Consider the following 3,865-nt stretch of genomic DNA (forward strand, 5'->3'; position numbering starts at 1 on the left):
TGGTGTTTCTTCTAGGGTGGGAATGTCTATGTCTCTCCCTCTCTCCCCCTCTCCTTGGGGTCGATCTTGAGGTTGTTCTGGTTGTATTTCCTCTGGCTGAGAATCACTAGGAACTTCTGTTGGCAAGGCTTCTGGCGTTCCTTGAGCCAATTCTGAAGGGTGGTCTTGCCTTGGGCCGACTTCGCGATCGCCTGTTGGGGTTGCACCTTCTACTGCTGCTAGGGGGTAAGTTGTAAAGGAGAAATCCTCTATTCCCCGGCTTTGCAGTTCCTCTGTCTCTGAAACAGGCGCTTCTGGATTCGTAAACCCCACAATTACAGCATTGTTGCTGTCAAAATTAGCTACTTCGTCCATTTGCCCAGTCCCTAAACCCGTTTCCATTGGGGGCCCTAGCACTTCGGCGGAATTGGCCGGCTCTGGGCTAAACTTGGATGTCGGTAGCTCTTGAAGTGTAATCGCTTTGGCTGACTGGATTGATTTTGCTATTGGTGCCGCATTGCTGTCCTCCCAAGTCTGGGTGATATCCTCAACCTGCTGGGTACGGACAATTGCAGGGGGTTCTGGAGGCGGTACCGGATAGGGCATAGGGAATTAACAATTAAAAATTAAAAGTTAAAAATGTGTGAGTGAAGAGAGGTAGGTGGCGATCGCATCAATTTCGCTAGTTAATTCAGCCATAAGATAACCTCGCCTGTAAGCGAGGCAAAGTATAACAAACAGCTACAATTTTCCAGCTTTTTATCTATTTTTGGTACTTAGACAACTGCGATCGGGGGTGCGATCGCGCTCCCCCTACCTGTAGTTGCCAAGTAAGATTTTACCGCTGCTTTACTCCATGTCTCTACGATTGGGGTTGCGGGCGGGGTCGTTTGACAAAAATCCAAAAATGAATAAACAAGCAAAGAACAGGACAACAATATTAACAACGATCTTAAGGGTGATCACAGTATTTCTCTCCAGGGATGTAAAAGTCTGAGTCGATCGGTTGTGACAGTTGCCACAACTTTGTTCATAATATCTAAAGATCGGTCAGTTTTTGCTGTTAAAAATTTTGTCCAACTGGGTTTTTCCCCACTTCCAAATTGCTAACCCCACTTCTTCTAGCCACAGCATGGCAATATCCACCCACTCTAGGGCTTGTTCTAGAGGGTGTTTGATGTAGCCTTTGGAAATTACTCGTGCTTCCCACCAGTCGGGTGTTGCTTTCACTGAGCTGTTTGTTGCTGGCTCTCGTGTGGTGACGGCGGTTGTTGTCTGTTGAGTTTTGCTGGTAAATGAGGTATTGACTTTAGTAATGTTTTGTGATACTGCGGGTTTTCCCTTTACGGATGCTGGCTTTAATTCCTCGCTTGGGGAGGATGGGGCATAGCTGGATGCTGCTGTAGCCTGTACTGTTACGAATATTGGGTTTAATTCTTCGGTTTCTGAGGGGGGTTCATAGCTGGGTACCCTAGTTAAGGCACTCACTAAGTTAATTTCGGCTGGGGGAGGGTTGTCCTCTGCGACGTTGGGGGTAAGGGAGATTTCGCCCAATAGGGTGCTCCAGGTTAGCCACGATTGCTCGTGGGGGCGATCGCTTTCTACGGCTTCCAGTTGGGGGATGGAAGGGGGAGATTCGCTATACTTTGCATATATTTCTGCGGCTAGCTCCTTCTCACTTTGTTCTGTTTTACCGCCAAAGAAGTAGTCAACTGCTGACAAAATCGCTTCGGCAACTTGCTCAAATTTATCTTCAAATTTCTCAATCCCTACTAATTGGCGACTTTCTGGCTCTAAATTGGCGATTTCTGCCGATTGTTGCTGTGTTTGGATGAATGCCGCTGAGGAGAGTTGGCTATACTTTATATAATCAGCTATGGGCGGTTGGGGTGATTCTGTCTCTGTCGTCTCTGGTAAAGATGTAGTGGCGATCGCGAATTGCCGTTCCTGCTGTTCGCCCTTAGTTAGGATGAGATTGGTAATTGGTAATGGCGTTTCCTCCTGTCCCTCAGTGGGGGGAGGATTGGGAATTGGGAATGGTATTTTCCCTTTTTCTCCTTTGGCTAAAGGAGGATTGATAACGGGGAGTGGTACTTTGCCTTTCTCGCCATTAGTAAACTGGACATGAGTAAACTGGAGATTGGGAATTGGTAATTGGTAATTCCCTGTCTCCAGTCCTAGTTGGTAATTGGTAATTGGTATTTTAGCATTATAACCCGTTCTTGGTAATTTGGCTTCGCCAAACAGATTTACTTTCACGGCGAGGGGACTGGTTTGTACCCACGCCATTACTCGCACAAATTGGCGGAGGAAGGGCAATAAATTGGCTTGATTTGCGACTAGCTGGAGGTCTGTGGTAAATTGTTCTGGGCTTTGTGCTTGCAGTTGCCGTTGTTGCCAGTAGGCTGCAACTTCGCTGAGGATTTCTGCTTGAATTTCTGTTTGCTGGCGGTCTGTTAAAATATCTAGGGTTTGATTTTCAGGAGCAACCAGTACCAAGGTGCGGCTGGCAATAGCAGTGGCGATTCCTAAAATCTGGGGTTGATGGGATAATGAAATTTCAGGTGCAGGGCCGAGTGCGAGTATGCCTGAATTTGATGGTTTGTCAAGCTTGGTTAGTTTATCTGCTGAAGTTGCGATTAAATCTTTAAATACTGGTAAGTCTGCTTGTCCATTTTCCCCTAAGTTTGGGGTGGCAAAGGTGACTTTGCCTTGAGGATCGATATCCGGTATTGCTGGTAATATTGACTCAGTTGTTGCCGCAGGCAAGGATAATTTTTTCAGGAATGACAAAACTCGTTGAATCGGTCTGTCGGTTTCGACAGGATTTTCGCTGTCTGCGGCGGTAGATTCCGGCAATTGTGATGCTGAGGTGGTTTCGGCTGGTTGGAATCGGAGACTGATGGTGCGTGCTGTTTGCAATAGGAGGTAAACTGGATACAAACTTGCCTGTAATGCTCCTTTGGCAGCAAACTTCAAGTGTCGCAAGGCGAGGTCAAATTTGTCAACGACTTTGTGGGATTGCTCTGAGATAAAATTGAGCAATCTGCTTTGATAGCGTTTGGTGTAAGAAGAAGACATAATTTTAGATTTAGATTTAGATTTTAGATTTTTAGAGCGATTGCATATTCCCCATTAAATTTTAGCGAAATATGAGCGATCCTATGCCAGCGGCAACCGATAAGATTTCTGAAGCTATTGAGAAATTGCGGCGGTTGACTCGGCTGAATATTCAGGGTGATTGGGGTTTTTGGGAAGGAGATCTGGCGATCGCGCCACTTCAGGAGCTAGACTGTTGGTCTATTGCCAAACTTAACGAGCGAGGACATATCGCTTGGTCGTCTGGTAAGCAAGTTTTGTGGCTAAGGCAACGAATTGTGGTTCCCCACAATTTGCACGGCTATCCTTTAGATGGTTTATGTTTGCGCGTTGGCTTGACTTGGTGGGCACAAGCAGCCTCAATTTTTGTTAATGGCGAGTTGGTGCAAGCTGGAGATTTATTTGACTCCTCGGCGCGAGTTTTGCTTAAGCAAGCTGCCATACCCGGTGAAGAAATTATCCTCGCTTTGCGCTTAGTAAGTCCAGGTCACGATGCTGGTGCTTTGATGCGATCGCTCTTGCTGTGGGAATCAGCCGACCCGACTTGTCTCGACCCCGCTTTTGTTGCTGACGAATTAGAAACTTGGCACAATTTAATCAGAGTTAAAAATCCCCAAGACCTCCGCACGAATATCCTACTGTCTTCTCCTGCTGTTGTCAAGGGAAAAAATCTAGATTCTTTAATTGAATTAATTGACTGGGATGCCTTGGCAGATAAAGCCAAGTTTGAGCGATCGCTCTTCGCTTTTCGGCAATCACTTTTAGAAGGAGATGGTGAGGATGGGGG

General features: G+C 46.5%; 2 protein-coding genes and 2 pseudogenes. 1 reads left to right on the forward strand and 3 read right to left on the reverse strand.

Features of this window, described 5'->3' with window-relative positions; all coding sequences use genetic code 11:
- The 3 genes and pseudogenes from OSCI_RS11690 to OSCI_RS11695 all read right to left on the reverse strand — a co-directional run.
- Positions 1-585 (reverse strand): annotated as a pseudogene (locus OSCI_RS11690) (hypothetical protein); the annotation flags it as partial.
- 243 nt (positions 586-828) lie between these two features.
- Positions 829-945, reverse strand: a complete 117-nt coding sequence (locus OSCI_RS28435; RefSeq protein ID WP_007355159.1) for a photosystem II reaction center protein I — start codon at positions 943-945, stop codon at positions 829-831.
- Between the two features lie 84 nt (positions 946-1,029).
- A complete protein-coding gene (locus tag OSCI_RS11695; RefSeq protein ID WP_007355160.1) occupies positions 1,030-3,060 on the reverse strand; it encodes a hypothetical protein in 2,031 nt (676 codons plus the stop codon).
- A gap of 71 nt (positions 3,061-3,131) precedes the next feature.
- On the opposite strand from OSCI_RS11695, the pseudogene OSCI_RS11700 reads away from it, so the two are divergent.
- A pseudogene (locus OSCI_RS11700) lies at positions 3,132-3,865 on the forward strand (alpha-mannosidase); the annotation flags it as partial.

It is taken from the genome of Kamptonema sp. PCC 6506 (genome assembly GCF_000180455.1).
Taxonomy (GTDB): Bacteria; Cyanobacteriota; Cyanobacteriia; order Cyanobacteriales; family Microcoleaceae; genus Kamptonema; species Kamptonema formosum.

Excerpts from the sequence above, each read along its gene's own strand:
- OSCI_RS11695 (WP_007355160.1), bottom strand. The coding sequence starts at position 3,060 with ATGTCTTCTTCTTACACCAAACGCTATCAAAGCAGATTGCTCAATTTT.